The 25,529-nt window shown below is 53.2% G+C and carries 23 protein-coding genes, 1 pseudogene and 1 CRISPR repeat array (1 of these 25 only partly in view); of the genes and pseudogenes, 4 read left to right on the plus strand and 20 right to left on the minus strand.

Annotated elements, in window-relative coordinates; genetic code table 11:
• Nucleotides 1-358: 358 nt before the first annotated feature.
• From ACO7SM_RS16935 to ACO7SM_RS16985, 11 genes are all read right to left on the minus strand, one after another.
• The gene (locus tag ACO7SM_RS16935; protein ID WP_490468496.1) at nt 359-1,720 is read right to left on the minus strand and encodes an ATP-binding protein; all 1,362 of its coding nucleotides are present in this window, start codon (nt 1,718-1,720) and stop codon (nt 359-361) included.
• Between the two features lie 38 nt (nt 1,721-1,758).
• Nucleotides 1,759-2,433 (minus strand): response regulator, encoded by a 675-nt coding sequence (locus ACO7SM_RS16940; protein ID WP_490468497.1) that lies wholly within the window; start codon nt 2,431-2,433, stop codon nt 1,759-1,761.
• A 329-nt stretch (nt 2,434-2,762) separates the two neighbouring features.
• Nucleotides 2,763-3,443 carry an acylneuraminate cytidylyltransferase family protein gene (locus ACO7SM_RS16945; protein ID WP_490468498.1) on the minus strand — a complete coding sequence of 227 codons (681 nt, stop codon included), beginning with the start codon at nt 3,441-3,443 and terminating at the stop codon, nt 2,763-2,765.
• Nucleotides 3,444-4,499, minus strand: coding sequence for a nucleotidyltransferase family protein (locus ACO7SM_RS16950; protein WP_490468499.1), 1,056 nt, complete (start codon nt 4,497-4,499; stop codon nt 3,444-3,446).
• Between the two features lie 7 nt (nt 4,500-4,506).
• Nucleotides 4,507-5,157, minus strand: coding sequence for an acetyltransferase (locus ACO7SM_RS16955; protein WP_490468500.1), 651 nt, complete (start codon nt 5,155-5,157; stop codon nt 4,507-4,509).
• Complete coding sequence (gene neuB / locus ACO7SM_RS16960) at nt 5,150-6,223, minus strand: N-acetylneuraminate synthase (protein ID WP_490468501.1); 1,074 nt, start codon at nt 6,221-6,223, stop codon at nt 5,150-5,152. The genes ACO7SM_RS16955 and neuB overlap by 8 nt, the downstream gene beginning before the upstream one ends.
• A complete protein-coding gene (gene neuC, locus ACO7SM_RS16965) occupies nt 6,220-7,377 on the minus strand; it encodes a UDP-N-acetylglucosamine 2-epimerase (protein WP_490468502.1) in 1,158 nt (385 codons plus the stop codon). Before neuC ends, neuB begins: the two co-directional genes overlap by 4 nt.
• 4 nt (nt 7,378-7,381) lie before the next feature.
• Nucleotides 7,382-8,527, minus strand: coding sequence for a LegC family aminotransferase (locus tag ACO7SM_RS16970; protein ID WP_490468503.1), 1,146 nt, complete (start codon nt 8,525-8,527; stop codon nt 7,382-7,384).
• A 10-nt stretch (nt 8,528-8,537) separates the two neighbouring features.
• Complete coding sequence (locus ACO7SM_RS16975; protein WP_490468504.1) at nt 8,538-9,665, minus strand: UDP-N-acetylglucosamine 4,6-dehydratase; 1,128 nt, start codon at nt 9,663-9,665, stop codon at nt 8,538-8,540.
• A gap of 126 nt (nt 9,666-9,791) precedes the next feature.
• The gene (locus tag ACO7SM_RS16980) at nt 9,792-10,088 is read right to left on the minus strand and encodes a DUF1496 domain-containing protein (RefSeq protein WP_490468505.1); all 297 of its coding nucleotides are present in this window, start codon (nt 10,086-10,088) and stop codon (nt 9,792-9,794) included.
• Between the two features lie 13 nt (nt 10,089-10,101).
• A complete protein-coding gene (locus ACO7SM_RS16985; RefSeq protein ID WP_490468506.1) occupies nt 10,102-11,781 on the minus strand; it encodes a hypothetical protein in 1,680 nt (559 codons plus the stop codon).
• Between the two features lie 543 nt (nt 11,782-12,324).
• Between ACO7SM_RS16985 and ACO7SM_RS16990 the strand changes: the two genes are divergently transcribed.
• The gene (locus ACO7SM_RS16990; protein ID WP_490468507.1) at nt 12,325-13,155 is read left to right on the plus strand and encodes a flagellin N-terminal helical domain-containing protein; all 831 of its coding nucleotides are present in this window, start codon (nt 12,325-12,327) and stop codon (nt 13,153-13,155) included.
• A gap of 230 nt (nt 13,156-13,385) precedes the next feature.
• Nucleotides 13,386-14,027, plus strand: a pseudogene (fliD, locus tag ACO7SM_RS16995) (flagellar filament capping protein FliD); the annotation flags it as partial.
• Here fliD and ACO7SM_RS17000 read toward each other — a convergent pair.
• From ACO7SM_RS17000 to ACO7SM_RS17025, 6 genes are read right to left on the minus strand one after another with little or no spacing between them, the layout of a single operon-like run.
• A complete protein-coding gene (locus tag ACO7SM_RS17000; protein WP_490468508.1) occupies nt 14,027-14,854 on the minus strand; it encodes an EscU/YscU/HrcU family type III secretion system export apparatus switch protein in 828 nt (275 codons plus the stop codon). The pseudogene fliD and the gene ACO7SM_RS17000 sit on opposite strands and share 1 nt — an antisense overlap.
• Nucleotides 14,851-15,630 (minus strand): flagellar biosynthetic protein FliR, encoded by a 780-nt coding sequence (gene fliR / locus ACO7SM_RS17005; protein ID WP_490468509.1) that lies wholly within the window; start codon nt 15,628-15,630, stop codon nt 14,851-14,853. Before fliR ends, ACO7SM_RS17000 begins: the two co-directional genes overlap by 4 nt.
• A 2-nt stretch (nt 15,631-15,632) precedes the next feature.
• Nucleotides 15,633-15,884: a flagellar biosynthetic protein FliQ gene (locus tag ACO7SM_RS17010; RefSeq protein ID WP_490470971.1), complete on the minus strand. Its 252-nt coding sequence runs from the start codon at nt 15,882-15,884 to the stop codon at nt 15,633-15,635.
• 14 nt (nt 15,885-15,898) lie between these two features.
• On the minus strand, nt 15,899-16,633 hold the full coding sequence (fliP, locus tag ACO7SM_RS17015; protein WP_203358795.1) for a flagellar type III secretion system pore protein FliP: 735 nt from the start codon (nt 16,631-16,633) through the stop codon (nt 15,899-15,901).
• A gap of 4 nt (nt 16,634-16,637) precedes the next feature.
• Complete coding sequence (locus tag ACO7SM_RS17020; protein ID WP_276292724.1) at nt 16,638-17,018, minus strand: FliM/FliN family flagellar motor switch protein; 381 nt, start codon at nt 17,016-17,018, stop codon at nt 16,638-16,640.
• Between the two features lie 20 nt (nt 17,019-17,038).
• Complete coding sequence (locus ACO7SM_RS17025; RefSeq protein WP_490468510.1) at nt 17,039-17,923, minus strand: FliM/FliN family flagellar motor switch protein; 885 nt, start codon at nt 17,921-17,923, stop codon at nt 17,039-17,041.
• A 699-nt stretch (nt 17,924-18,622) separates the two neighbouring features.
• On the opposite strand from ACO7SM_RS17025, the gene pspE reads away from it, so the two are divergent.
• Together pspE and ACO7SM_RS17035 are read left to right on the plus strand one after the other, a co-directional pair.
• Nucleotides 18,623-18,946 (plus strand): thiosulfate sulfurtransferase PspE, encoded by a 324-nt coding sequence (pspE, locus tag ACO7SM_RS17030; protein WP_490470972.1) that lies wholly within the window; start codon nt 18,623-18,625, stop codon nt 18,944-18,946.
• Between the two features lie 265 nt (nt 18,947-19,211).
• Nucleotides 19,212-20,744 (plus strand): EAL domain-containing protein, encoded by a 1,533-nt coding sequence (locus tag ACO7SM_RS17035; protein ID WP_490468511.1) that lies wholly within the window; start codon nt 19,212-19,214, stop codon nt 20,742-20,744.
• Nucleotides 20,745-20,802: 58 nt separating this feature from the next.
• On the opposite strand, the gene ACO7SM_RS17040 is transcribed toward ACO7SM_RS17035, so the two are convergent.
• Genes ACO7SM_RS17040 through ACO7SM_RS17050 form a run of 3 tightly spaced genes read right to left on the minus strand, consistent with a single transcriptional unit; the run spans nt 20,803 to nt 22,661 of the window.
• Nucleotides 20,803-21,582 carry an anti-sigma factor family protein gene (locus ACO7SM_RS17040; protein WP_490468512.1) on the minus strand — a complete coding sequence of 260 codons (780 nt, stop codon included), beginning with the start codon at nt 21,580-21,582 and terminating at the stop codon, nt 20,803-20,805.
• Nucleotides 21,579-22,109 carry a sigma-70 family RNA polymerase sigma factor gene (locus tag ACO7SM_RS17045; RefSeq protein ID WP_490470973.1) on the minus strand — a complete coding sequence of 177 codons (531 nt, stop codon included), beginning with the start codon at nt 22,107-22,109 and terminating at the stop codon, nt 21,579-21,581. Before ACO7SM_RS17045 ends, ACO7SM_RS17040 begins: the two co-directional genes overlap by 4 nt.
• Before the next feature lie 3 nt (nt 22,110-22,112).
• The gene (locus tag ACO7SM_RS17050) at nt 22,113-22,661 is read right to left on the minus strand and encodes a tetratricopeptide repeat protein (RefSeq protein ID WP_490468513.1); all 549 of its coding nucleotides are present in this window, start codon (nt 22,659-22,661) and stop codon (nt 22,113-22,115) included.
• A 165-nt stretch (nt 22,662-22,826) separates the two neighbouring features.
• A CRISPR array of direct repeats spans nt 22,827-25,529; the repeat unit is 29 nt; unit sequence CGGTTTATCCCCGCTGGCGCGGGGAACAC (it continues 620 nt past the right edge of the window).

Genomic DNA, 25,529 nt, shown 5'->3' on the forward strand with positions numbered 1-25,529 from the left:
AGATCTGTGACTTGGGAAATAGTTTTCACATCGCTAAATTTAAACAAATAGGATTATTTAAATAATTCGAATAAAAATACACCAGGACATAAAACCGCCAAATCAAATAATAAATTTAAAATAATAAATAATTTATTAAGTAATAACGATGAACGCCGCCATTCTCAGAATATTGACGCTCACTCTTCCTGGTATATTGTTTGCGCAGTTCCATCAGGAAAATGGAACGATTAGAAAAGGGGGGGCATTACATAAAAGATCGGCGGTTGAGATGTAGCATAAAAAGTAACCCGCAGAGGGTCTGTGAAAACGGCGGCCCGTTTTCGTTGACCACCGTAATGTTAGTAGAGGAAGCAGACTAGTCGGTGAATATCAGAATAAAATGAGCCCCGCCCAGAGGGGACGTCTCAACCCTGATTTGCCCGCCATAGCTGTGTACGATTTCAGTCGCCACGGCGAGGCCAATCCCCTGGCCGGATGAGCTGTCGGCCCGCACCCCGCGCAAGAAGATCTGTTGCAGTTTGTCCGGCGCGACACCTGGGCCATCGTCTTCGACCTCAATCTTCAGTCGATTATAGTTGTGGCTGACGGTCACCTTGATTTCACCGATCGCAAACTTGAACGCGTTGTCGAGGAGATTGCCCATGAGCTCCATCAGATCGCCCTGTTCCCCGGCAAAAAAGACATCATCATCAAATAAAAAGCGAGTCTGCAACTTCTTATGCCGGTAGACCCTGGAGAGGCTCGCCAGCAGTTTCTCGATGAGCGGCACCGGTTCAGTGCCCTTGCTGGCGAGGCGCTTACGCCCGGAGACGGCACGACGGAGCTGATACTGGATGATCTGATCCATAATAACGATCTGATCGTCGATATTGTCATGGCTCTCCCGACCGTGCCTGAACTCCTGCGTCGTAATCTGGATCAAAGACAGCCGGGTCTTCAGGCTGTGTGCCAGATCGTTCAAAGCGTGCTGGTAACGCTGAGTCTGTTGCCGCTCGTTTTCCAGTAGTTGGTTGACCGACCCGGTTAGCGGCAGTAATTCCCGCTCGTAATGATTAGAAAGCGCTTCCCGTTTACCTTCCCGGATTTCATCTATCTGACCTGCCATGGTGCGCAGTGAAGAAAGACTCCAGAAACAGGCGAGCATCAACAGAATGCCGAGTAACGAATATGCCAACAGCGCCTGGCGAATGCACCAGTAAAGGTAGGCCCGCGTCTGGACGCGAAAGTCGGCATCGGAGTTGAACATCACCACATAGTAAGTCGTGGGGCCATCACCATGGTTACGCTGGAAGCGCAAACTGTAGATAAAGTAGCTCTCACCGCTCTTAATGGTGTAATGCTTGAAAAAATAATCCTGAGATAATCCGCCAAGGTGGTTCATCAGATCCTGACACAGGGTCTCTTTGGATTTGATCACCTCCGGGATAAACAGGCTCGACCAGCTCAACTGCCCATCGGCGCGGCAGATCAATGTGTCCAGCTCAGGGTCGCTAATATCCTGCCGGGTGTTGTCAAAATTCTTGAACCCGTGCGAGGCCGGATGCCCGGCAGAGAGTAGACTGGAGAGATTTTCCTGCATGCGAGTGCTGACCTTCTGAGACTGCTCTTCGGCATGCCCCATGTAGAGCACATAGACCGAGAAGGACATCATGACCGCAATGATCAACATGGCGCTCATGATCAGCTTGAAATGGAGGGAGCGAAGGATCAGTTGCATGGGTTCTCGCCAGCAGATAAAAAGCCGGATTGTCGTACTCAGTTGCAGGGAATCGTAAAGATGTAACCCTGACGACGAATAGTGGAAATGGGCAGAATGGTTCCTCCTGGATCCAGCTTTTTGCGCAGACGGCTGACCATCACCTCCACGACATTCGGGTCCCCCTCGCCATCGCCATAAAGCTGGTCGAGTAGTTGTTGCTTAGAGACGACCTGGAGAGCATTTCGCATCAGATACTCCAGGATCTGATATTCAAAGCTGGTCAGTACGACCGCCTCGCTACCAATGGTCAACTCTTTACGGGAGAGGTCCAGTTCATAATTTCCCACCTTCACCCTGGGCGAGATAAAACCGGCGCTGCGGCGCACTAAGGCGTTGAGCCGCGCCAGCAACTCATCTTTCTGAAACGGTTTGACCATATAGTCATCGGCCCCGGCCTCCAGCCCTTCCACTTTATCCTGCCAACTGCCACGGGCGGTCAGCACAATAATGGGAAAGGGTATTCGCCGTGCTCTCAACTCACTGATGAGTTGCACGCCGCTCAGATCAGGTAAACCGAGATCGATAATGGCCACATCAATAGGGTAATCGGCCGCATAGTGCAGTGCTATCTGAGCACGATCGGTGCTGTATACCTGATTGTCGGACTCAGTCAATAAACTGGTTAAATGATGATTAAGTAACTTGTCGTCTTCGACCAGGAGTATTTTCATGAGCTACACACACTTACAACAATAAGGTTGCCAATTAAAAGATTTAACTTAAGTAGAGTCAATGGAATTTTAATCAAATAATCAAAACGTTGTATCAAAAATATGGGATGCAAATCACATAAAAAAACGAACACACCTTAAAAAAAAGTTATGCCCCACCCTATTATGTTTTATTGCCAGCCCCGCTATTTTTTACTTTTTGGCCGATAAGTACACCTGTTTATTATAAGGATTTACCTTTGAAATGGACATATATCCTTTTTCTAAGATATGCGCTATTTCTGGTCATATCGGTAGTTTTACAATCCCATTTAATGACTAAAGAGTCGTCATCGTCGGGTCATAATGATTTCTGCAATGTCAAAATCCAGTATGCTATCAATATCGATTGATTCCTCTTGCCTCATAATGTAGGCGTATGATTTATCGCCATAGATAGCGGTTAAAGAACCCACAAATGTTCTGTCAAAAATGTAGATAGCCCCATTAATTCGGTAATAGGACTCTAACTCCTGACTTCTTACATTATATTTTTCCTGAACAAAACCAGACATGGAATGATCTGCTGGTAGTTTATTGCACAATTGAACAGGATGTTCCATTTCACAGACAGAAATAACGCTCAACGCGTCCATTTCCTCATACAACGCGTGAGCCTCAACAATATTTGATACGGTTCGTAGCGGTGATGTCGGTTGCAGTAAGGTGATCGTATTCACGCTTCCCCACTGCGCTTCAACAATTCCAACCATATGAGAAATAACATCATTTGTTGTTGCAGTGTCACTTGCCAGTATAGCAGGTCTTAAGCAAGGTACAATGGCGCCATAGTGCTCTGCGATATCCGATATTTCCTGGCAATCGGTGCTCACCAGAACCCGATCAAATAATGTACTGTTTAGCGCAGCCTCAATAGACCAGGCGATCATGGGTTTACCGGATAAATTCTTTATATTCTTGCCAGGTAAACGTCTGCTCCCCCCACGCGCTGGAATGATGGCTATTTTCATTTACCACACCAACTGATGAATATCGGTCTGGGCACGATGAAAATCATCCAGACGACCAATATCTAGCCAATATTCGTGAATGGGGAACATCAATACGCTGGAGCCACCATTGATATTTGAATCCAGCAGTGCGGGCATATCAATGGATATGTCTTTGGGCACGCTTTTAAGAACCGTCTGGCTCAACATATAAATACCCGCATTAACGAAATAACGGTGGATCGGTTTTTCTGTCATTTCGATAACTTTTTCACCATCACAACTGATAACGCCATAAGGCACCTGATATTCATACTGGCGAATACACATGGTGGCCGCCGGTGAGTGCGTATCATGAAATAGCATGAAACGTTCAAAATCGAGCGAGGTCAGCACATCGCCATTGATCATAATCAGGGGTAAGTCAGGGATGTTGTCGGGTAGCAACCCCAACGCTCCGCCAGTGCCAAGAGGCGTTTCTTCGTGCACATATTCAATATTAACCCCCCAGTGACGGCCGTCACCAAAATAATCCCTGATGATGTCTGGCAAATAGTGGGTGGAAATATAAATATTTCTGAAACCGGTTTTTGAAAAACGCTCAACCAGGATTTCCAGCATCGGTTTTCCGCCAATTTTCAGCATCGGCTTTGGACAATGATCCGTCAGCGGTTTCAGGCGTGTCCCGAATCCCCCCGCCATGATAAAGACAGGATTTTCATATCGCCGATGCGCCGAAGCCGTTTCCCAGGTTTCCAGCCCGACCAGGCGGCCATCCTCAGCCACCACCGGAATAGAAAGAATGCTGCGCGTCTTCATTTCTGCGAGGACTTCGCTTCGGCTGCAATTCATGGGAGACGTCACCGGATTGCAGTTCATGACCGCGGAAACCGCAGTGCTCAGACTCACGTCAGCCAGAATTGCACGTCTGATATCGCCATCCGTGACGACCCCCAGCAGTCTCTCCTGATCATCAACAACCATGGCCACGCGCAGGGCTTCTTCATTGACGATAGACAAGGCATCACGCAGAGAATCCTGGGGTGATAACAAGATCTTTTTCCAATCTTTGCTCATTGCAATTTTATCCCTGTTTATGATTCCGCTCGGTCAAATAAGGACGGGCAGGATAGACAATGTGATTTTCAGGCAGGTTACGGGTCAAAATCGCCCCCGCGCCGACAACCGCCTCGTTCCCCAGTTGCAGCCCCTGGACAACAACGGCTCCGCTACCGACATGCACGTGCTCTCCCAGCGTCACGCCACCGCATAAAACCGCACGCGGGGCAAGGTGAGCGTGGCGGCCCACCACACAGTCATGCTCGACAATGGCACCGGTATTGATGATGCAGTTGTCACCAATCTGCGCCCCGCTTTGTACAATGGCACCCGGCATCACCTGCACCCCCAGTCCGAGGCTTGCATGGGCAGAGATGACCGCTTCCTGTGCAAGGACGCTGGCAAAGCGATATCCCATTTCGCGATAGCGCGAGAAGATTCGCCCGCGCAGCCCGCATCCCGGCAGTGATCCTATCCCGTTGACCAACACACATTTTTCGGGGGGAACCGTCATGCAGAGCGTCTCGTCCTGCCACAGCGGTAATCCCGCCAACGCCCCTTTACCTGATGAATATGGCGCAACCAACGCAAGGATCGTCTGCCCTTGTCGGGTGAGGATATCGGCCAGTACTGAAGCATGGCCGCCCGCGCCAATCATAATGAGCGGCTTATTCACGGATAAGATCTCCCGCCCGGTAGGCATGACTTGCTCGCTTGCCGATAACATCCCACCAGGAATAGGGGCTCATCCCCTCACCGGGTCGCTTGATTGCCACGTTCTGCTCGTTAAGCAGCATACCCGGCGCGATATCGCAGGCCGCTACCAGGCTCTTTCTGGCAATGGCTTTATTTTTCAGCTCACACGGACGCGGCCCCTTGATGCCATTGCCGAGCGCCATCTCCACATTGCGAATAGCAGTGACCATGTCGGCCAGTTCAGACGGCTCCAGTGACGCCTTGTGATCCGGCCCCGCCATCGTTTTATCGAGGGTAAAGTGTTTTTCGATAAGACAGGCACCACGGGCGGCGGCGGCAACAGGCACCGTAATTCCCTCGCTATGATCGGAGTAGCCCACCGGCAAGCCGAAGGCCTGGGCCAGCGTCGCCATCGCATTAAGATTGATGTCAGACATCGGCGCCGGGTATTCGGTGGTGCAATGCAGCAGCGTCACTTTTTCGCGTAGCGCCGCCTGCCCCTGCGGTGAGGCATAGGCCGCCATAAAGGCTTCCATCCCAGGCAGCGCATCGTGTTCCCGAACCATGCCAAAGGCGATGACCGCCAGCGCTGATTCCACCTCGGCCAGGGTCGCCATCCCGGTGGACACAATCAGGTTGCAGCCACTGCGGGCATGTCTGAGAACAAAGGGCGCATTGGTCAGCTCGCCAGAGGGAATTTTCAGGGTTTGCAGCCTGATATCGCGAACGAGGAAATCAAGGCTATCGTCATCAAAGGCCGTGGAAAGAAATCCGATCCCCAGCGCTTCACAATGGCGGATGAGGCTAAGATGCGCGTCAAAAGAGAGCTCTAATCGGGAGAGCATGGCGAGCTGGCTTTCCGATTTCCCCGTATTGGCCGTCTGATAATCGGCTTGCCGGGCATTGCCGGTGACCAGTTTATCGGCCCTAAACGTTTGAAATTTCACGATGTCTGCACCGGCCTGCCAGGCGGCATCGACCAGCGCATGGGCCAGGGACTCATCCCCATTATGATTGACGCCTGCCTCGGCGATAATGCGGATCATTGGGGTAAACTCCTGGCGATATCATGAAAGGCTTTGGCTGATGTCAGCGGATAACCACGCAGTACCGCTACAATGCGGCGGCTCACGTCCCCCGTGCCATACGGATTAACAAAGGCACTGGCGGGAAGAGGACACAGCGCGTCGTTGATGGCAGATGAAATAGAGACGCTATCGGGCGAGCAATTCACCACGCTGGCAGCCGCCATTCTCCCCTTCTGCCGTTGCCCGATATTCACCGTTGGCACCCCGAGCGAAGGCACTTCGATAATGCCGCTGGAAGAGTTACCAATAACGACAGCGCAATGTTTGACCGCACTGAGATATCGCAGGTGGCCCAGAGAAGGGAGAGCCAGCACCCGCTCTGGCTGTAACGCCGCATAGTGCTTAAGTAACGCAATGAGTTGTCGCCCACCATTATCCGCGTTGGGATACGTCACTATGACCGGGTAGTCGGGATACTCATCCAGTGCGTTTAGCAATGCCTGAAAGCTCTCTACCGCAGGTTCTGAAAAGAGAGTGACGGGATGGTAAGTCACCACGAAATAGGGTTTGTCGAGCGTGAATCCCAGCGATGCGCTCAACGCCTCCCGGGTCATCAGCGGTGTCCTGTCGATGTGTTCAAGCCCCACGGCTCCCAGATTGAACACCCGCTCAGGCGCTTCTCCAAGCTGGACAACGCGCTGACGATAGTCTTCATTGGCGGTGAAATGGAGATAACTGAATTTGGTTATCGCATGACGAAGGGCATCATCGTAAGCGCCTTCGGTAATTTCACCACCATGCAGGTGCGCCACGGGAATTCTCATGATCGTCGCCGCCTGTGCCATCGCCAGCGCCTCGTAACGATCCCCGAGGATCACCAGCACATCCGGTGCAAGCCGTGCCAGGGCATCGGCCATGCCGATCAGCGCAACGCCCATGCTTTTGATGACGCCCACCGCAGTGTCAGAAGAGAGCAACATCTCAACGCGCTCATCAATCTGAAAACCATCCTGCTCTATCTGCCGGTAGGTCAGTCCGAATTCCGGTGACAAATGCGCGCCGGAAACCACCGTTTGCAACTCCAGATCGGGAGTCGCAGCAATCTCTTTCATCAACCAGTAGAGCAACCCATACTCCGCCCGGGTGCCGGTAAAGACCGCAATTCGTCTCATTGCGTCAGACCTCCACAGGCGAGCTGGGCAGGTTAATCACCCGGCTTTCAAGCCACTCGGAAACGCGCAGTTCCCCACGAAGCGCACCGGCAAACATCGGCAGTCGATGCATCAGCTTCCAGACGGGGCGCGTCATTACGCCACTGGCGTTGGTTTCGGTCAGCAACGCGTCTCGCTGAGCCTCGCTCTCGCAGATAATGGCATTGAGCCAGTAGTTGGAACTCGCGTATCCCGGTTCCCGTACAAACTGACAGTCTTGCCCCTGGAAGAACGCCGCGTAATGGTGTGCTAATGCCCTTTTCTGTTTCAGGAACGTCGGCAGTGCTTCCATCTGAGCGCACCCCAGCGCAGCATTGAGGTTCGGCATACGGTAGTTAAACCCCGGTTCATCGTGGAAGAATTCGTATGGATGGGGCAACTTCGCCGTCGTTGTGACATGCCGGGTATGAGCGCCCTGCTCTTCGCTTCGACATAACACCATGCCGCCGCCGCCGGTGGTGATTATCTTGTTGCCGTTGAAACTGAGGCTGCCAAACTCGCCCACCGTTCCCGTATGTTGCCCCTTGTAGAAGGAGCCCAGGCTTTCCGCCGCATCCTCGATAAGGATCAGACGCCATTGCTGACACAGCAGCAGTAACGCATCCAGTTCAGCAGGGTGGCCGAAGGTGTGCATTGGCACAACCGCCTTGATACGCTGCCCCGTTTGTTTGTGGTAGCACCCCAATTCGGTCAGCTCGGCATACTCTTGCAGATACGCCTCAACGGCTCGCGGGCAGAGGCTAAGACTGGTTTTTGAGACATCGACAAAGACAGGTTGCGCCCCCATGTGATAAAGCGCGTTGCAGGTTGCCACAAACGTCAGCGCCTGAGTTATCACCAGGTCATTGTGCTGAATACCGGCCATGTATAAGGCGGCATGAAGCGCTGCCGTTCCGTTAACGGTCGCCACCGCACGCGTGCTGCCGGTAAACGCTTCTATCCGGCGTTCAAATTCACCGACATAGTTCCCCACGCTGGAGACAAACGAACTCTCAATCGTATCCGTGACGTTAATGCGTTCCTTTTGCGAGAAAACCGGCGCATGCAGCGGGATAGGCCCATTGGTTTTATAAATATCGCGAATAAACGTGACCAGACGGGATGATTGCATGGGATCCACCTTACATCTTTGCATCAAGATATTTACCGGTTTCCTGGTGACCGAAATCGGGTATCACCTCGAAGAAAAGAGCAACGATCTCCTCCTTGCTCCATCGACGATTTGCTCTCATCGCATCAATTTTTTGCTCAAAGACGTCCAGCAATTCTGACGGGTAACCAGGGGCATTTTTAATCACGCCGATGCGGTTGAATCGCGCCATATCCAGCGTTTCGTTTTCCGTGAAGAACTCTTCAACCTCTTTTTCGCCCGTCGTATCGCTGGCGGTGAACAGGCAAGGCCAACGTCCTTGCTCCGGTAATGTCTTTGCAAGCTCGCGCGCCTCATTCTCATCCCGACAGAGATACGGCTCATACCCCCGCTGTTGGAGGTATTTGGCGGCGATCTCCGCAAAGGTGATGAGATGCTGTTCTTCGCGCAATTTAGGGAAGAAAATGTCTCTGTTTTCACCAAAAATGCAGGACATCAGACACAGTTCACCGGCCTCCTGCGGGGTCACGAAATAGCGTTTGATATCGTTCGGAGCCACGATTGGCTGACGCTTGTGCAACCTCTGATTAAAACCGTGAAGCAGGGAACCGTCTGAGAACGCCACATTGGCAAAACGCGCGGTAGAAATAGTCATTTGCTCGCTTCTGCGCATCAGGAACATCTCCATAATCCGCTTGGAAGCGCCCATCATGTTGACGGGGTTGGCCGCCTTATCAGTGGACACGCAGAAGTATTTTTTAACGCCTGCCGCAATCGACTGGCGAAGCGTCTTGTCAGTATTAAAGACGTTGACGTCGATCATTCTCATCAGGGTGTACGGATCTTTTTCGCTGCGCACATGCTTGAGGGCCGACAAATTGAGAACATAGTCATACTGACCATCGGCCTCGATAAACGCGTCATACTCGAGAGAACCGATATCTAGGGCAAAGGTCTGAAAATCCCCGTCGATATAGCCCAGTGAACTGCGGATATCACGAACCAGTTCGACGATGTTGTTTTCACTAATATCAACAACATGCAGCTTTTTGGGCTGGCGTTTAAAAATCTCCCGGGTAACGGCCTGACCGATAGAGCCCGCGCCGCCTAAAACAAGAAAGCGGGATTGGGAAACGTGCCTACCCAGCGCGGATCCCACATCGCTGATGTCCTGAACAAACAAGGCGTCAGTTCGCCCAATAAGGGGAAGTATCGAAAGCATGGTGATTCCTGGCAAAAATTGTCATGTGTTTAACTCAACCGCCCACATCCCGTTCCGGGCCGCTTATTTACGGATCTCGATGACCCGGCCCGTGTCATCCTGACGTTGCCTGATGCTGGATTTTTCTGTATCGCCTTCCCGCAACCACCCCAACGCGCCGTTTTCAGTCACATCGTCCAGCACACCGCAGCGAATAGTCTCTTCGCCGTTCTGCAACTCAGCGCCTTCGGAATAGCGTTTACCGTCGAAGTAACAGGCACGTTCGCTCAGGGTGTCGGTATTGATGTTGAATTCAGTCCGGTTTGCCACCGCCTGTGCGGACAGCAGCGATAACAGCGTGAACATCAGGCGCGTTCTCATCGATTTCCTCACTTCACATTAAAATCACATATTTCTTCTGGGCATTAAGGATCCCCAGAATCATCTGCTGCTGAGTGCCCTGACTGCTCACCGGGCCATATTCTGTCCAGTGATAACCATAGCGATGCAGGTCTTCGCGCCCCGCAGGGACGGCGAAGCAGTCGAAACGGAAGTCCGCCTCGTTGATTGCCGCAAGGGTAAATGCCTGCAGATCTTTGCGTGTTACCGTGTTCATGTGCTCGCACACCGCGCTAAAGTCCGGGCTCGTCTCATCGATAGCCAGGATGCACGGGAATCCCATCCGAATCAGATTGTCCAGGCTCTTCTCCAGGGCGATGAACGCATTCGGGTGACTGATATAAAAACCCAGCGCCAACGTCTTTTGCGGAAACGTCAGACCCGATCCCCGCTTGATATCGTCCATTGCCCTTCGTCCCGCCAAAGTCTGGCTGGTGTATTTATCCCAATACGGATAAGGGATTTCACCGCGTCGATAGAGTTCGCTGTAGAGCACAATCTGCCGTTCTTCCACGATCCCCAGCAGCAGCGCCAGTCGTTGCAGAGGCCACTGGCGCAACGCCACGTCGCGCGGCACGTTTTTCTCAGGCGGCGCGAGAATAAAGGGGATCTGTTCCTTGCTCAGACTCAGGTGGGTACTGGACATAAAGCCGCAGATGCCCCGAATGGGAATCTTGAGCATCAGCAGCAATTCCATCGGCATAGACGCCGGCAGGGGGATCAGCCGGGGATGTTGGCGAGCAATATGGTCATTGACGATGTGCCCCGCCGGATGTCCCTTAAAGAGCAAAGCCGGCTTGCCGCGAATATAAAGAGGAGAACCCTCCTTGCGGATATGCTTGAGTAAATCGTGATGGAGTCGGATTATCCCGCGCGCCGCCAGGCCTTGTGCGTCCTGAACGTTTTGCGACGTTCCCAACACGATGATCGCATCTTCACACCCGGCCAGCAGTTGCTCCAGGGATGCCCTGTCAACCCCAACGGCATGGAATAACCACGCCTGCTGATGGGGGGCCAGCAAATCAAAATCCCCCCAGTCGGTTCGCTCCATATGGGGATGCAGCTCGTCGGCCAGCGATTTTAAGGCGGGCAAGCGGGTCATAATGTCAGGTCGAACCATGTGGTAGCGGGTAGGATAGAACCGGTGCCACCCCTGCCCCACGATTATCTTGTCTTGTCCCGGCCCACTAAAGCCGACGCTTCGAGGAGATTCATAGAGATAGCGCTCAAGGCGAGACAGTATCGCTTCCCGTTGTGTCAGCCGCTCCGGTTCATCGCTGAGTTTGAGCAACTCACAGTAGTCGAACGTTCCATCTTCATAGAGATGCAGCGTCCGCACCGGATAGTTGAGAAAGTGCAGCGCATTGAGCAATGGCGCCAGCGCATCTGAGCTATAGATAAGATTGGAGTGAATCTCCACCTCGATGCGCCCATGCTGCTCGCACAGCGCGACCAATCGCTCGTAAACCCCAATCACAGGAGCGATGCCCTGCTGAAAATGCTGATGACGCGGGTGCAACTGTTCACCCTCCTGCAAAGTCGAACGTCCCCAGGTGGTAAGGGACGTGGTGTGCTCTTCTTCGCTGTGACGGCAAAAATGAAGCAACTGTTGCAACATGGGCATCGTAAAGGGATCGAGATAGATTCGCACCAGATGGGGGAGAGGTTGAGTCATCACACTTTTCTCTGTCTTCGCTGACATTCACGGCATTATTGTCTGGTAAATAGCAAATACCGTGCCAACAATGAATTCCACTCCGACTCCCCTAATGCTGGTCAGTTAAGCGCTGGCAATCCGATAAGCCATATGGCCTTTAACCAGAACGGACAATATGCTGGTTTTGCGAAGGGTTCCGTTCACTTTATGTTCTCCGCTTTTCTGGCATTTCATGTCCCGTGAACGGGTTAAGTACAGGCGAGCCTCCCTTGCACGTTCACAGGTAGGGTGATTGCAGAGAGGCCGTGGACATAAGGTGAACGTCACCCTCCGCCAGAGTGACAGATTCTCCCTCATTGCTTAACTCGCCAGCATTACGCCATCCCCCCTCTTTTTCGTCGATATCGGCCTGCCTGAATAAAAAAATCTCTCGCCATTTAAGTTACTGCTCCAACCTGCCGTTTTTTCACTAGATGGACGGTCAGGCCGGTCAGCCGGGCCCTTCTCGATATGCGTAATGTCGCATTACGTTTCAGCTAGCACTTTATAAGGAATATTGTCATGGCTATTTCTATTCAAACTAACTACGCCTCCCTGGTGGCTCAGAACTCCCTGGCCAAGTCCACCGACTCCCTGAACACCTCCATGGAGCGTCTGGGCACCGGTTATCGTATCAACAGCGCCAAGGATGATGCCGCCGGCCTGACCATCGCCAACCGCATGAACTCCGATATGGTCGGTATGAACGCCGGTATCGGTAATATTGAAAAGACCCAGGACATGCTGCAGACCGCTGACCAGGCGATGGCTGAACTGACCAGCATCACCGACCGTATGACCGAACTGGCGACCCAGGCATCGAACGGCACCAACTCCACCGCCGACCTGCAAGCCATGGACGAGGAGTTCCAGAAACTCGCCTCCGAAGCGAACCGTATCGTTACCGACACCCAGTACGCCGGCAACAACCTGTTTGATAAGTTGGGTAGTGGCGCCATCAACGTACAAATCGGTCGCCAGGGTAGCGATAACATCCAGGTTGATGTCTCAACCGAGATAACGACGATGAAGACCTCTCTGGGGGGTCTGAGTGGATTGTCTCTGGTCTCCGGCAGCGCCCCGGCCATTTTGGACAGCCTGGGAACCGCTTCCGAAGACATCTCCGCAGCCCGCTCGGCCACTGGTGCTTATATCAACTCCCTGGAACACACCAAGAGCAACCTGATGAACGTGGAAATGAACACGGAGGTGGCGAAAGGGCGAATCATGGATGCCGACTTCGCGGAAGAAGGGGCCAACATGTCCAAGCAGATGATGCTGCAACAGTCCGGCACCATGGTTCTGCAAAGCGCCAAGCAGATGTCAGGTCTGGCTCTGAACATGATCGGCTAATTACGGCTTACCGTCTCACTGAATGGACTGCCCCGGCAGTCCATTTTTTTGTGATGGTTCTGAATGTGCTACGTCTGCATATCGTTAAATAAAAATCGGCACGATTCTTGCTTTTACGATGTTCAGCGCTCACTGAGAGGCATACACACACTATGATTAACCCCTCCTATCTGGCCAGCTACTTCACCGCGCTCGAGCGGGCGCCTTACGATGAGCGCTATCAGGCCCAGATGGCCGATGTGGACGCACAGATCGCCGCCTGGGGAGAAATTGAAACCGCCATTACCAGCGTACAGACGGCAGCGAAAGCGCTGTATGCGGACAACGACGGCTTCAATACCACCAAAGCGACAGTATTACCGGAGAACTCCGGCGCGACCGTATCTACCGGTGCGGGCGCCATCCCGGGTCACCACGAACTCTATGTCGAGCAGGTCGCCAAGGCGCAGCAGGAGTCACTCAACTTCGGTACCAGCGGCAATGTGCCCGCCGGCACCCTGACGATTGATGGCACGGATGCCGATGGCAATCCGGTGAGTCTGGTCATTGATACCAGCACCCTCAACCCGCCGACGGTCGAGTCGCTCTCTAATGCCATTAATGCCCAGGGCGATGATCTGGGTGTCTCTGCCTCGGTACTGAAGGATGATACCGGCAGCTACAACCTGGTGGTGACCAGCGACGACACCGGCGTTGATAACGGGTTTACCATCACCTTCTCTGACCCTTCCGTCACCCAGAAAACGCTGAGCCAGGCGCAAAACGCCATCGTCTGGTACGGCGGTCAGAATACCGGTATCCGCTACGAGTCCCAGAGCAATACCATCAGCGACATGATCCCCGGCGTCACCATCAACGTCACCCAACCGGGTCAATTGACGATTGATGTAGTACCGGACACCGAAGCGATCACCACCGACGTACAGGCCTTTAAGGTACGGCGCATTGAACGCATCGCCATCGACATCTGGATCCGCCGGATACGCCCTTTTATTTCCGGGTTACCTTGCAGATTTTTGTGCTCCTCCTTCAGCTCCTGTTTGCTCATCCGAAGCCCGCGCAGATGGTTCCATTGCTGGTAGGGAGCATCAAGAATACCGATCGCCAACATCGCCAGCGCCATATAAAAAATGCCATCGACCAGAATGGCCATTCCCATTCTGACGGAATCCTTCAACCCGATATAATAGAGGGCGGCAATGGTGTCGGATTCGGTTCTGACGTACAGCAAAATGGTGGCGGAAATCACGACGATTTTCAGTACCGACTTGGTAAATTCGGCCAACGACTGCATACCAAAGATCCGTTTAAATCCCTTCATTGGACTTACCCTTGAGAATTGGGGAAGCAGAGGTTCCAGGGAAAAATTCCATCCTCCCATCACGATGTGCGCCAGTACGCCGACGGCAATAATGAGTCCCGCCAGGGGTAGCAGTGCTAACAGTGTCTCAATGAGACTCTGCCCCAGGTGGCTGAGCATCTGCGCGGGATCGTGAACCTCCTCATGGGTCAGGGACAAATTAAACGTCAGTATCTGACTCAACGCGTTACCCAACCGGGCAAAAAGCGGCATCGCCAGAGACGCGACGACGACCAGGATTATCGCCATGCCCAAATCTTTGGAGCGTGGAATTTGCCCTTTGTCGCGCGCTTTACCCAGTCGGTGCGACGAGGGTTTTTCGGTTTTTTCCGCACTCATCCTTCACCCCCGTAATAGCCGCGCACGCTGAGGAATATGCTATGCGCCAGATCGGAAAATCGATCCGGTAATCCACTGATAATCAACAAAATACAAAACAACCCGCATAACAGGGCCATAGGAAAGCCCAGCACAAAGATATTGAGGGACGGCGCAACCCTTGAGAGCACCCCAAAGGTGAAGTTGACCAGATACATCGCCACCATCGCGGGCAGCGACAGCATCAACGCCGCCGCCAGCAGCCAGGAAAATAACTGGATAAGGCTGGAAGAATCCACGTTGAACGGCCCGGAACCTACCGTCCAGACCCTGAAACTCTCTACCAGCACCTCCAGCATCACCAGGTGGCCGTTCATACTGGCGTAGAGCAACAACCCCATATTGCTGAAAAAACTGCCCAGCACCGGAATGGCAAGGCCATTAACGGGATCATTCATACGCGCCATGCTCAGGCCCATCTGCATGGAAAGCAGCTCGCCAGCCATGACCAGCACCTGAATCAGACACACCGGAAAGAGCGCCATCATGGCCCCGAGAAAGATCTGCTCCAGACTCAGCAAAACGGCATTCAACGACAGAGGATCGACCGCTGGCATGGCGGGCAACAAGGGCGCTGCCAGCACGGCAATCAGAAACGCCAGCAAGACGCGAACCTGGATGGGGATCAGCGGGTATCCCAGCAACGGCAGGACGGCAAAGGCGCTGCCAATCCGTAAGAATGGCCACCAGACACGCCCCCATGCCTGCAATAATTCGCCCGCAGATATCTCAAGCATGGTCAGCGCAGGGAATAAAGAATGTACTGATTGATGCTGGAGAAGAGCTCCAGCACTTGTCTGACCATCCACTGTCCCGCAAAGACGATCATCAGCATCGTTACGACAAAGCGGGGCAGGAAGCTCAGAGTCTGTTCCTGGATTTGGGTCACCGCCTGAATAATGCTTACCAGCAACCCCACCAGCATACCCGGCAGAACAATAATGCAGACCAGCATGATGATGGTCCAGGTCGCCTCGACCATCATCGCCATCAGGTTATCGGGCGTCACTGAATCCCTCCGAAGCTCATCGAGAGGGTGTTGACCACCATGCTCCAGCCATCCGCAAGGACAAACACCATCAATTTGATCGGCAAAGAGATGATGATGGGTGAAAGCATCATCATCCCCATCGACATCAGTACTGTCGCCACCACCATGTCGATGACCACAAACGGAATGAACAGCATGAATCCTATCTGAAATGCCGTCTTCAATTCGCTCAGTACGAATGCGGGCATCAGAATAAAGAAATTAACCTCTTGCGCAGAGGTCGTACGCGACTCTCCCGCCACCCTCAGCATCAGATCCAGATCGGTCTTTCTCGTCTGCGCCAGCATAAACTTACGCAGCGGTTGCTCAGCTCTGGACACCGCCTGCATCAGCGTCATCTTGTCTTCGTCATAGGGGACGAACGCATTTTGATAAATGTCCTGCCAGACGGGTTTCATCAGCAACAGGGTCATACTGAGTGCGATAGAGATCAGCAGACGATTCGGGGGAGAACTCTGCAAACCGATTGCCTGGCGCAATATCCCCAACACAATAATGATTCGGGTGAAACAGGTCATCAACAACAGCATGGAGGGAAGTAATCCCAGCACGGTCATCAACAGCAGAACCTGTAACTTGACCGAAAAGTCCTGCTGGCCCTCGCCACCGGTAATGGTCAGCAGAGGGACGTCGCTGGCAAAGGCGGATGCTGGCACCAGGGTGAACAACAGGAGAAGCGCTGTTTTCATTACATCACGCCAGCTTTGACCAGTTGATGTCATCAAACAATTCGGTCATCCGCAATCCGTAGTGCCCCTCGACGATGACCACTTCGGCAGCGCCGATCAACACCCCATTGACCTTCACATCCAGCGGCTGATGACTCAGTTTATTCATTTGAACGACAGCCCCTTCGGCCAGCGTCATCAACTCTTCCAGCGAGATCTCAACGCTTGCGACTTCGAGGGAAAGCGTCACCGGCAAGCGATGGAAGAAAGATAAAGGACGCTTTTCAACGACTCTCTCTTCTGGCGCACTCTCGTTGAGCACGTCGCCCTCGCTGGCAAACAGATCGTCAAATCCCTCAACATCTAATCCGGCCATGTCCAGATCCATTTTCGATTCTTTAGCCATTCAAAACCTCCAGAGGGTATTTAAGGTGTCTGTTGAGACACGTCATGCAGTTGAAATGCCAGGTGCCCATTGCGATCATAGAGTTGGCCGACACCGATTGAGAAACTGCCGCAGCCCAGCGTCACCCGCTCCAGCGGCGCAACAGGAAGCACTTCCCCGCGCAGAAATTGCTCCAGCTCGACCATCGTCAGTTTGGTACTGAACAAGGTCGTCTTGAGCTGAACCGGGATTTTTCGCAATGAGGCTTCCAGTTGTGGCCGGGTAATGGGCGATGCTACCGGCGTCTGATCGGTCAGCTTCTCCAGCAATTCAGAAAACGCCATGTGCCAGTGGAGGGTCAGCGGCCAGGATTGATCCTGGAAAACCAGCCGCAACGTCAGGCATAACCCTTTTTTTTCCGGGGCATCCGTAGAGTGCTGCTGCCAGTCGAGATCGTGCAATGCGGGGTATTCCGTTCTGACTCCCAGGGTGAGAGCCACTCCCATCCGATTCAGAAAACGGCGCTCAGTTTCACTTGGTGGTTGATCGCCGTTCGCCTCAATCTGCGTTCCCGGCTTGAGGCCCAGCGCCGTTTCCGTCATCGCAGTGACCGCCGACCGATGCACGCCAAAGCGAAACATTTTTCTGGCACGACCGCCGTGCGGCGCGAGTGCGGCGCACCACACCCACTGCTCTCGCTCGACGGGGGATAATTCACGAAACGCCAGCTCAAGCGGCTCAACACGAAGACAGCCAACGGATCGCAAAAATTGCTCCAGTACTCTCGAGATCTTCTCCATTGCAGCGTCCACAGAGGCGTGCAAAAAGCGAAATTCCTGTACCTGTCCTAATTCTATCGTGGGGTAAAGATTGCCTTGCTCAGGAGCAATGACGTGACCTTTATTCTTTTGTGTCTTGTTAGCCATGAAATTTACTTATCATCAACAATGCGTATGCAATACCAATAATTCAGGAGGATAACCGGCGAGTTTTCGCTGTTTTAGAGGTGAATACACTCACACTCACCCTCTCCCATTCCTCTTTTACTTTGTGACCTTGAGTTCGTACGGGAACGGTTTTAAACAGCCAAACTTGCCTTTTGAACCTCATTCGGCAGGGCGTTTCTGTCTTTTAAGAAATGTTGTATTGCTAAAGATCCTGTACATGAACAATGCCAGGTCATTGAACTGCTAAAAAACCACATCAAAATACATACCACCACGCAGCACATTGGGTGCAACTGACACTATTTAGATCGATAAATTCTGAATTACACATGCCTAACAGAAGCTGTACGGAGGGTGAATTTTTTAGAAATCGCAATTGATTTAAGGAGTTGTATTGATGCGTCCTCCCTTTTATACATCAGCGTCTCACGGGCGGGAGTTCGGAGGGCACAAAAAGGCCTCGCGGTGTGGAGGAAAAAATGTCTGCTGTCGTGAGTCAGTCCAGAAAAGCGTTTTAAAAAAATCCGCGTGCCTGCAATGTTTTTTCTCTTTTGTTCCTGTACTGTTTTCACCGTCAGAATCGAGCCCGTTAATTGTCATGACATCACAATTGAATTTGATGGCAATATTTCACCTAAACAATAAAGGAAACCCATTACGATGGTTCACCAAACCCGAATGATGAAAAAACTTCTCCTTGCCAGCAGCCTGCTGATAGCGTCTACCTCCGTGTTCGCGGCTGAGCACTGGATTGATGTTCGTGATGACAGTCAGTTTCAGGAAAATCATGTCAGCGGCGCCGTAAATATTCCCCTTTCCCAGATAGACCAACGCATCAGTGAAGTCACTCAGGATAAAAACGACACCCTGCATCTGTATTGCAATACGGGCAATAACTCCGGTAAAGCCCAGGCCCTGCTCAAAGATATGGGCTATACCCATGCCGTGAATGAAGGTGGTCTGAAGGAAGTTGCAAAAACGCAGACGATGGTCAAAAAGTGAAGCTGGAAATCGGCTGAACATTCCCTGTTCTGGTGGTTTTTGAAGTTTGTCGCTTCATCATGGCCACCACTCTACCCGCCTAAAAACCCCACATCAATTTGCCATTCTCACGCGTTAAACGCCGTCTGGCTCCGGGAAAAACGGCGGCCTTACCCCTGCTCGGTCACACTGATGATGTTTTTTTAACAATAACAGATTCTGTCACCCTCTTTTGCTGGCAAGATGGTAAAACTATGCAGTTAACTTGAGGTACAGAGGCAATGTTATGCCGTTTGGTCTGTTAAAGAAGCGTCGATTCAAATACCGACTGGTTCGCGCCATTCTTGTGGGGTTATTTTGTATCCTGTTAGGGGTAGTCAGCACTTTCTGGCAAACAACATCAAATCTCAAGCGAACCACTGCCCTGCGGATGACCCATGCCCTGCAACTGGTCGAAGGGACGCTGGACAGCGCCAAATATGCGTCGCTCGCCGTAAAAGATAATCTCGGCAAACCCTGTCTTGAGCCAGTGGAATTCCAGCTCAGAACACAGGTGGCCTACTCGCAAGACGTGCGTAGCGTCAATCTGGCTCAGGGAAACAAGATTTACTGTTCATCTCTGTACGGTAACAACTTAGAAAATATCAACGTTGATAATTATACCAACGGCATGCTCTACCTGATGAACGACACCCGGGTCAGAAAAGGCCAGCCGCTGATTATCTATCGGATGGTCATCGGCAACGACAGTATTGTGGTCAGGCTCTATGGCGATCACATTCTTTCCGAACTCAATGTGATGAGCATCAATTTACCACTGGGCCTGGCCGTCGGTCAGCAGCAGTGGCAGACCTCTTCGGTTCCTCAGTTCTCCTCCAGCATGTCGGGGTACCTGGAGCAGGCCTCGACCCGATATCCTTTCCGGATAGTGACCGTTATTTCCCCGGCGAACTATGTCCATTACTTCTGGATCTTCTCCCGGTTCACGCTTTTCGCCTGGCTGTTACTGGCCGTTATTGTGGGTTTTGGCGTATTTCGCTGGTCAGGTCGATATATCACCCCAGAACATGAATTACGTCAGGCGCTGGAACTCCAGGAGTTTATTCCCTATTTCCAGCCGGTCGTCTCCGGGGAGCATACGCACTGGATAGGTTGCGAGATTTTAATGCGCTGGTCACATCCCACGCTCGGCATTATCCCACCAGACCGGTTCATCCCGTTGGCGGAAAGCTGTAATCTCATTATGCCGATGACCCGGATGTTGATGACCCAGGTGCGTAAACAGTTTGTACCGCTGGTACATTTGCTGCCGAAGGATTTCCATTTCGCGTTCAACATCAGCGCCAGTCAATTAAAAGACTTCAATCTGGTGGAAGACTGCCGGGCCTTCATCCAGGCATTCAGCGACAACCCTGTTAAGCTGGTTCTGGAGCTCACCGAGCGGGAATTACTGGTCACCGATAGCGCAACGGAAAGACTGGTGGCAGAGCTGCACAAACTGGGCGTACTGATCGCCATTGATGATTTCGGCATGGGCAATTCCAGCCTGAAGTATTTACAAAGCTTCAACGTGGACGTCCTTAAAATCGACAAAAGCTTTGTCAGCAATATTGGCATCGATTCGCACTCTGTTCATATCATCGACAATATCATTGATCTGGCCTCCCGATTACATCTGCATACCGTGGCGGAAGGGGTAGAAAATGACGTTCAGGCCGCGTATCTGAAAGCGCGCAACGTGACGTTTTTGCAGGGATATTTATACGGTAAGCCCATCCCCATGGAGGATTTCGCCAGACAATTTTACGCGTCTGTTTAAGGAGGCGGGTGAACACGGGGCAACGGATGGCACGCGACTCAGCCGCGTTTTAAAAGCCTTATAGAGAAAGCGCCGCGTACAGTTGGCGCGCGCTTTCCTGTAGGTGTGCCGCCGGGTTACGGCCAATCAGGACAAACTGATATCCCCTTCGGCTCCACCAGGCAATATTCATGCTGTGGCGCTGCTCACTGGTGATCTCCGTCGAATTTCCACCTTCCTGCGGCGAAATACACAGCGCCATCGGGCCGTAATCGACGTGCCCCCAGACTATCTGGGCGATAGGCATCTTGTCGTAGCGCAGCATCCGCACCATTTTCAGCTCCGCGCCATGCAGTTCGAGCTGCTGCTCACGCAGTTGCAGCCCGACATCCTGAGCGGCGCGAGCAAGCCCGCGCTGCAAAACCGGCGCTGAACTGTCCATATCCAGCAGCGTCTCAACACTGTAAAGCGCCATATATTGCGCCTCGAGATCGCGAATATGTTCGTTTTCACTTTGTGCGCCGTTCAGCGGACGCACCAGATAGCCAACCCCCGTCCCCATCACCAGAAAACCGATCGAGGCGGCCACCAGCGTGCGTCGACGGATACCTGACGCTGGCGCAGAGGTTTTATTCAGATGCCTTTCCAGGTTTTCCTGCATCCGCGCGAGCGGGGCTTCATCGAGCAAAGGGGCAAACGCGCGTTTAAAGTCCTGATTGCTTTTCATCAGTTCCGCGGTACGTTCGGAAAGTTGCTCATCACTTCGCAACTGCGCTTCAAACTTACGCGCATCGTCCTGGCTCATCTCTCCGTCAAGCCAGGCAACAATGGCATCGTCGTTATACGGAGGATATTTCATGGGTGTCTCTCCCTTTTTGGAGGCTGGGCATCAGCGGATTTAGCCAGCGTTGCCCGTGCCGTCGCCAGTCGGCTCATTATCGTGCCAATCGGAACCGCTAACGTCTGGGCCGCCTCCTGATAGGTAAACCCTTCAACATAGACTAAAAATACCGTATTGCGCTGCGCTTCCGGCAGCGCATTTACCCGCTGCATGATGGTCTGGTAATGCAGACAGGCGTCATCCTGCTCACGGTAATCCGGGGCAATTAAATCTTCGCTGGCGACGAACCCCTGCCCTGTTCGCACATGCCGAGAGCGCAGCTCAGAGATCCAGATGGAATGCAGGATAGAGAACAGCCATCTGTCGATGCGCGTGCCAGACGTGTACTGCGCGCCCCTCTCGAGCGCGCGTACGCAGGTGGACTGAACCAGTTCTTCAGCAAGATCCCGGTCGCGCGACAATACCAGTCCATAACGCCAAAGACGCGTCAGATGAGCGGCAAGCTGCTGGCGAACGTCGCTGGTGGTAATGATTTGGCCCTCAATGAATCAGGATTCTGGATGACCGTTGATCGCGGCCTGAAGATCGCGATATTCCTCGCAACTCTGCCCGCAAATCCCGGCAATGATATTAAGCTGCTCTTTTGCCAGATCCGGACGTCCCTTCACCATCCAGGCCTCGCCGAGATATTCCCTCGCTTTAGCATAGTTGGGTTCAAGCGCCAGCGAGCGCTGATAATAGCCAATGCCTTCATCCGTGCGGCCAAGCTTACGCGTAGCGTAACCGCGATAGTTCCAGGCCTCAGCCGTATTACTATTTTTGAGCGTATCCAGCAGGTTTAACGCCGCCTGATACTCGCCTTTTTTCGCCAGGTGATAAGCATAATTCGTTTTATCTTCGTCACTCAGACTGCTGGATTTTTCAGGCACACACTGCTTGCTGACACTGTCATAGACCTGCCCTGACGGGCAGTCAGGCGTTTTGCTATTGCTGTCATTATTACCCATTGCCAACACCTGTGGCGTTTGCAGGCAGATGAGCAGCAGGGGAAGAACCATAAAAGGGGTGGTGCGACGAGGAAAAGCGTTAGCGTTCATTTTCGACTCCTGGATGAGTTTGGCAGGTGAACAATGAGTAAACGCTTGAGCACCGCTTTCTATTCGTGGAAAATGACGTCTTTCTTTACGCATGGCAGGACGTAGCTGACATCCCGGCTGGTACGGGGAACACCACCTGAGCCGAATACGTAAATATGTCGCTGTCAGTTTATCCCCGCTGACGCGGGGAACACGCAAATGGACTGTTAAACCAGTCCACATACTCCGGTTTATCCCCGCTGGCACGGGGAACACGTCAGATACGGGATGATGAAGTCAGCGATGTCCGGTTTATCTCCGCTAACGCGGGGAACACGCATATCTGGCAACTACTGGCACTGTGGTATACGGTTTATCCCCGCTGACGCGGGGAACACAGCTCAGACTCGATAGTCGCAGCGTACATCGCCGGTTTATCCCCGCTGGCGCGGGGAACACGAGCGTGGTCGTCTCCACTTCCACTGTATACACGGTTTATCCCCGCTGGCGCGGGGAACACTGTTTGATCATTCGGATGTGATCATCCCCGTCCGGTTTATCCCCGCTGGCGCGGGGAACACATCAGCCTTGCGGCGTTCCTGTAGCTCATCAACGGTTTATCCCCGCTGGCGCGGGGAACACCCTCAGAGAGAACCATGATAAATTTTCCGCCGCGGTTTATCCCCGCTGGCGCGGGGAACACGGCGCAGGAATACCAGCGCGGCACGCAGTTCGCGGTTTATCCCCGCTGGCGCGGGGAACACTAACCAATTACCTCGACCCCGTTTTTTGTGCGCGGTTTATCCCCGCTGGCGCGGGGAACACTAACCAATTACCTCGACCCCGTTTTTTGTGCGCGGTTTATCCCCGCTGGCGCGGGGAACACCAGGTATCTGATTTACATCCGTTCCTACAGTTCGGTTTATCCCCGCTGGCGCGGGGAACACTTACCGCCACTCATTCAGCAAGAAACAATTCGCGGTTTATCCCCGCTGGCGCGGGGAACACGCCGCGCTGGGCGGCCAGCTGCTTGCTGACTTCGGTTTATCCCCGCTGGCGCGGGGAACACTTAATGATGGATGACATTAATTCTGCAAAACGCGGTTTATCCCCGCTGGCGCGGGGAACACAATAATTAACTCTGTTTCCGGGCGGCTGGAGCCGGTTTATCCCCGCTGGCGCGGGGAACACCCTCCTCCACGGTCATGATTTTGTAATACTGCCGGTTTATCCCCGCTGGCGCGGGGAACACCTTTTTTGCCTCTGCCACGCTGATTTCTTCTGCGGTTTATCCCCGCTGGCGCGGGGAACACTTTATAGCCACCAAGTCTGCGGGGCGAAGTGCCGGTTTATCCCCGCTGGCGCGGGGAACACTGGAGCATGACGGCCGCGGGCGGGGCGCTAGGCGGTTTATCCCCGCTGGCGCGGGGAACACCCGCTGGCGAATAGATAGAATGATAATAGCGCCGGTTTATCCCCGCTGGCGCGGGGAACACAGGTTGTTTCGCGTGATTTCTAAAAGTTCCTCTGGTTTATCCCCGCTGGCGCGGGGAACACATGGAAGATGAGGCGTCGGCGCTGAATGATACCGGTTTATCCCCGCTGGCGCGGGGAACACTTTCTCCGTCAGCTTTCCAGCAACAATCCATTCGGTTTATCCCCGCTGGCGCGGGGAACACGCTAATCGCATCATCAAACTGTTCGATCATGCCGGTTTATCCCCGCTGGCGCGGGGAACACAGGCATATAGCGTCGCTGGACTGCGTAAAAGTCGGTTTATCCCCGCTGGCGCGGGGAACACATCGGTGGCCGCGTCTGCATTAGTGCCACCACCGGTTTATCCCCGCTGGCGCGGGGAACACCACTGCATCCGTGTAGTTATCCTTTGAGTAGTCGGTTTATCCCCGCTGGCGCGGGGAACACATAGCCGCCACCGTTCATGTTAAAGTTAATATCGGTTTATCCCCGCTGGCGCGGGGAACACGTCGTCAATTGAGATTAATAACAAGGCCTGTGCGGTTTATCCCCGCTGGCGCGGGGAACACAAGATTTTACCGCCCATCAATTCAAGCCCCAGCGGTTTATCCCCGCTGGCGCGGGGAACACTGGTCACTTTTCGACGGTTCAGGGATTATGGGCGGTTTATCCCCGCTGGCGCGGGGAACACGTTACAACCGGGGCGAAATGCTCAGGCCAAATCGGTTTATCCCCGCTGGCGCGGGGAACACTGCTAGGTGCTGGCGTTCTGCCTTTTTCATTGCGGTTTATCCCCGCTGGCGCGGGGAACACAGCAAGAAGCAGATTGAGGAACTTCTCCCGTTCGGTTTATCCCCGCTGGCGCGGGGAACACCCGCGCAATGCAGCGAACTGCCGATTTTGCCGCGGTTTATCCCCGCTGGCGCGGGGAACACGTCAGTAGCGGCGGGGATTATGTCAATGGACGCGGTTTATCCCCGCTGGCGCGGGGAACACACACAATACAGGCTGCCAACATTACCGAATGACGGTTTATCCCCGCTGGCGCGGGGAACACGCGGTCTATCTGTCGCCATTTGGTATCTCTTACGGTTTATCCCCGCTGGCGCGGGGAACACGTGCCGAACGGTGAATTAGAATGCAGCACCATCGGTTTATCCCCGCTGGCGCGGGGAACACGCCCGAATAGATAGCCTCCTGCGGGTTATTTGCGGTTTATCCCCGCTGGCGCGGGGAACACCATTAAGCCCCTTGTTTTTATTCCGTTTTTTCCGGTTTATCCCCGCTGGCGCGGGGAACACAGCCACAAAGGAGGCTAACAAGCTGTGCAGGACGGTTTATCCCCGCTGGCGCGGGGAACACCATCCAGATACTGAGGATGTGCTGTACAAATCCGGTTTATCCCCGCTGGCG

The sequence above is a fragment of the Citrobacter sp. LJND-P06 genome (assembly GCF_058188415.1).